This window comes from Salinicola sp., from assembly GCF_982684285.1.
The window spans coordinates 1-4,355 of sequence record NZ_CEXLVS010000298.1 but is presented as its reverse complement, the minus strand read 5'-3'; the positions used below and the strand labels follow the sequence as shown (position 1 = coordinate 4,355).

Here is a 4,355-nt window from a genome sequence, read left to right as displayed (position 1 = left end):
ACCTGCCTGGACCGGTTCCTGGCGCGGCTCGATTACACCCAGCTCGATTTCGACACCGTCGACGGTTACGAGAAGATTCGGGACTGGCACGCCCAGAGCCCGGCCTCCCAGTGCCCGCTCACCATCTATCTGGCGGTGCCCGCCAGCATCTACGGGGCGATCTGCGCCAATCTCCAGGAGAGCGGCAGCCTGGACGGCGACTCCCGGGTCGTGGTCGAAAAGCCGATCGGCTACGACCTCGACTCCTCCCACGAGATCAACGACGCCATCGGTGCGGTCTTCCCTGAATCGCGTATCTACCGCATGGATCACTACCTGGGCAAGGAGACGGTCCAGAACCTGATCGCGCTGCGTTTCGCCAACCCGATGTTCGGCAACCAGTGGAACCAGAGCCAGATCTCCCACGTCGAGATCACCGTGGCCGAGCAGGTGGGGATCGAGGGGCGCTGGGGCTATTTCGACAAGGCCGGCCAGCTGCGCGACATGGTTCAGAACCATCTCCTGCAACTATTGACCATGCTGGCCATGGATCCGCCGGCCAATCTCGATGCGGATGCCATTCGCGACGAGAAGGTCAAGGTGCTCAAGGCGCTCAAGCCGCTGGAGGGCGAGGATCTCAACCGGCACGTGGTCCGCGGGCAGTATGTCGCCGGCACCATGGAAGGCGAGAGCGTCCCGGGGTATCTCGAGGAGGAGGACGCCAATACCTCCAGCACCACCGAAACCTTCGTCGCCATGCGGCTCGAAGTCGCCAACTGGCGCTGGGCCGGCGTGCCGTTCTACCTGCGTACCGGCAAGCGCATGCCGGAGAAACTGTCGCAGATCGTGATCCATTTCCGTCAGCAGCCGCACTACATCTTCGATCCGGACCAGCGCAACCTCGCCGCCAACAAGCTGGTGATCCGTCTCCAGCCGGAGGAGGGCATCGCGCTGCAGGTGTTGACCAAGGACGGCGGTCTCGACAAGGGCATGCGGCTGCGTCCCGGTCCGCTGCACCTGGACTTCAACCACGCCTTTCCCAAGGAGCGGATTCCGGATGCCTACGAGCGTCTGCTGCTCGAGGTGATGAAGGGGCAACAGTACCTGTTCGTCCGTCGCGACGAGGTGGAGTACGCCTGGAAGTGGGTCGATCAGCTGATCGCCGGCTGGGAGAAGCGGGATATTCCGCCGCGTCGCTATCCGGCCGGCTCCTGGGGGCCCGTGGCCTCCATCGCGATGATCACGCAGGATGGTCGCTCCTGGTATGAAGACTACTGAGAACGCCCGCGAGCAGATCGGCGCGCAGTTGGCCGTCGCCGCCGCCCATGCCTTGAACGAGGACCTGGCCAGCCAGCCACGCGCGCTGCTGGTCGTCTCCGGCGGTTCGACCCCGCTGCCGTTCTTCCGGCGGCTGGCCGAGCAGCCGGTGGCGTGGTCGCGGGTCGATGTCACCCTCGCCGACGAGCGCTGGGTGCCCGAGGAGCACGCCGACAGCAATGCGCGCCTGGTCCGGGAAACGCTTTTGACAGGGCCGGCCGCCGCGGCGACCTTTCACTCGCTGACCACCTCCGACCCCACGCCTGAGCAGGGCGCGGCCACGGTCGCCGCCCGTCTGGCGACGCTGCCGTGGCCGGCCAGTCTGGTCGTGCTCGGCATGGGCAACGATGGGCATACGGCATCACTATTCCCCGACAGCGGCGAGCTCTCGCTGGCGTTGAGCACGGACGACAGCGTCGTGGCCGTGCGGGCGCCCAGCGTCCCCCAGCCTCGCATCACCCTGAGCGCGGCCCGGCTTCACGATGCCCGCCGTCACGCGCTGCATCTGGTCGGCGACGCCAAGAAAGCGGTGCTGGCCCAGGCGCTCAGCGGGGATGACGTCCGCGAACTGCCGATCCGTGCCTTCCTGACCTGTCCGCTTACCCTCTACTGGGCGCCCTGACGCGCCTGCCCCGACGGCCGGGTACCCATCAAAGGAGCCATTCCGATATGCCATCCGAATCACGACTGCCGATTTCCCAGACCGACCGACTCGACGCAATCTGCCGCTCCACGGCGATCATTCCGGTGCTGGTCATCGAACGTCTCGAGCATGCCGTGCCGCTGGCCAAGGCGCTGGTCGACGGTGGGCTCGACGTGCTCGAGATCACCTTGCGCACCGACTGCGCGGTCGATGCCATCAAGCGCATTCGGGAGCAGCTTCCCGACGTGACGGTGGGTGCCGGCACGGTGCTGAGCGTCGATCAATATCGAATCTGCGAGGAGCTCGGTGTCGATTTCGTCGTCACGCCCGGCACGACGCCGGCGCTGTTCGAGCACGGCACTGCCAGCAGCGTGCCGCTGTTGCCCGGTGTGGCCACGGTTTCCGAGGTCGTCACCGGCTGGGAGTACGGCTATCGCCGCTTCAAGTTCTTCCCGGCGGAAGCCAACGGTGGTGCCAAGGCGCTCAAATCCTTTGGCGGTCCGTTGCCCGAGGCGCTGTTCTGTCCCACCGGCGGGGTGACGGTGGACAATGCCGCCGACTACCTCGCGCTGCCCAACGTGATGTGCATCGGCGGCTCCTGGATGGCGCCGAAATCGCTCATCGACCAGGAGGACTGGGCCGGCATCACCCGCCTGACCCAGGAGGCGACGCAGCGCTATCCGCGCTGAGGCACGGGGCGGGTCGGCGCTGATGGCCAGCACCTGGGGCGACTGTCGTCGGTCCGGGAGCACCTCGACAGCCAGGCGACCCCACGCGCTCGAATGGCTCACTGCTTTCGAGGGATACCCCTTGTCCCCAGGCTGCTCCACACTGTGGCATCAGGGAATCCCTCGTCCAAGACAGGAGCGATGGCATGAGTGAACGTCCTCGAGTGGCGGTAGTCACCGGCACGACCAGCGGTATCGGCCGTGCGGTAGTGGAGAATCTCGCGGGTCAGGGCATCCGCGTGATGGCAGTCGACGCCAACCCGGCAGGCGAGGCCGTGGCGGAGGCCGTGGGTGCCACCTTCCTCGAGGCGGATCTCACCGATGGTGAGCAGTGCGCCCGGGTGATCGGGGCGGCGGTGGAACGCCTCGGCAGCGTCGATATCCTGGTCAACAACGCCGGGATTCAGCATGTCGCCGATATCGAGCAGTTCCCGCCGGATAAGTGGCGCAAGATCATCGACCTGATGTTGACCGCGCCGTTCCTGCTGACCCAGGCCTGCTGGCCGCATATGCGCGAGAAGGGGTGGGGTCGGATCATCAATATCGCCTCCATTCATGCCAACGTGGCGTCGCCGGGGAAATCGGCCTACGTCAGCGCCAAGCATGGGCTCATCGGTCTGACACGAACTGCCGCGCTGGAAGGCGGCGAGCATGGCATAACCGCCAATGCGATCTGCCCGGCCTACGTGCGCACGCCGCTGGTGGAGCGCCAGATCGCAGACCAGGCGACGCTCAATCGGATGGATGAATCGGAAGTCATCGAGAAGATCATGCTGAGTGGGGCCGCCATCAAACGCCTCATCGAGCCGGGGGAAGTCGCCAGCGTCGTGGCCTACCTCGCCTCCGATCAGGCCTCCGCCGTCACCGGTGCGGACTGGGCCATCGACCTGGGGTGGACGGCGCGCTGAGAGAGGTCGTCGCGAGCGGCAAGGCGCCCCATGAGTATCCTGCCGCTCGTCGAATGGGCACTCAACTTCGTTCGATGGCCGTCGCCACGCCCTGGCCGCCGCCGATGCAGAGCGTGGCCAGGCCGCGTTTGGCATCGCGGCGCTGCATCTCGTGCAGTAGCGTCACCAGAATGCGGGCGCCGGAAGCGCCGATGGGGTGGCCCAGCGCGATGGCGCCGCCATTGACGTTGACCTTGTCCTTGCTCCACCCCAGATCCCTGGCCACGGCCAGCGTCTGGGCGGCGAAGGCCTCGTTGGCCTCGATCAGATCCAGATCGTCGATCGTCCAGCCGGCTCGACGCAGGCAGCGCCGGGTGGCGGGCACCGGGCCGATACCCATGGTCGCCGGGTCGACGGCGGCGTTGGCGTAGGCGCGGATGGTGGCGAGGACCGGGAGTCCGAGCTTCGCGGCCCGTTCGGCACTCATGATCAGCAGGGCGGCGGCGCCATCGTTGAGCGACGACGCGTTGCCGGCGGTGACGCTGCCGGTCTTGGAGAAGGCCGGCTTGAGCTTGCCCAACGACTCGGCGGTGACGCCATCGCGCGGCTGTTCGTCTCGTTCGATGACGACGGGATCGCCGCGTCGCTGCGGCACGCTCACCGGGGTGATCTCGGCATCGAAACGACCGGCTTCCCGCGCTGCCGAGGCACGTCGCTGGGACTCCGCGGCGTAGGCGTCCTGATCCTGACGGGAGATGTTCCATCGCTCGGCCCCGATCTCCGCCGTGATGGCCATATGGT

Annotated in this window: 5 protein-coding genes; 4 read left to right on the top strand and 1 reads right to left on the bottom strand. The window is 66.7% G+C overall.

Annotated features, from left to right (window positions below):
* The 4 genes from zwf to AC3AYF_RS18575 form a co-directional block, all read left to right on the top strand.
* On the top strand, positions 1–1,257 hold a 1,257-nt coding region (zwf, locus tag AC3AYF_RS18590; RefSeq protein WP_487780163.1), incomplete at its 5' end, for a glucose-6-phosphate dehydrogenase.
* Positions 1,244–1,918: a 6-phosphogluconolactonase gene (gene pgl / locus AC3AYF_RS18585; protein WP_149436604.1), complete on the top strand. Its 675-nt coding sequence runs from the start codon at positions 1,244–1,246 to the stop codon at positions 1,916–1,918. The genes zwf and pgl, both read left to right, overlap by 14 nt.
* Before the next feature lie 47 nt (positions 1,919–1,965).
* Positions 1,966–2,628 (top strand): bifunctional 4-hydroxy-2-oxoglutarate aldolase/2-dehydro-3-deoxy-phosphogluconate aldolase, encoded by a 663-nt coding sequence (locus AC3AYF_RS18580; protein ID WP_149436605.1) that lies wholly within the window; start codon positions 1,966–1,968, stop codon positions 2,626–2,628.
* 185 nt (positions 2,629–2,813) lie between these two features.
* Positions 2,814–3,575, top strand: a complete 762-nt coding sequence (locus tag AC3AYF_RS18575) for a 3-hydroxybutyrate dehydrogenase (protein WP_295037311.1) — start codon at positions 2,814–2,816, stop codon at positions 3,573–3,575.
* 61 nt (positions 3,576–3,636) lie between these two features.
* On the opposite strand, the gene AC3AYF_RS18570 is transcribed toward AC3AYF_RS18575, so the two are convergent.
* On the bottom strand, positions 3,637–4,355 hold a 719-nt coding region (locus tag AC3AYF_RS18570), incomplete at its 5' end, for an acetyl-CoA C-acyltransferase (RefSeq protein WP_295037309.1).

What these genes read in the sequence shown, in the direction of transcription:
- pgl (WP_149436604.1), top strand. Translation starts at nt 1,244, where the DNA reads ATGAAGACTACTGAGAACGCCCGCGAGCAGATCGGCGCGCAGTTGGCC.
- AC3AYF_RS18580 (WP_149436605.1), top strand. Translation starts at nt 1,966, where the DNA reads ATGCCATCCGAATCACGACTGCCGATTTCCCAGACCGACCGACTCGAC.
- AC3AYF_RS18575 (WP_295037311.1), top strand. Translation starts at nt 2,814, where the DNA reads ATGAGTGAACGTCCTCGAGTGGCGGTAGTCACCGGCACGACCAGCGGT.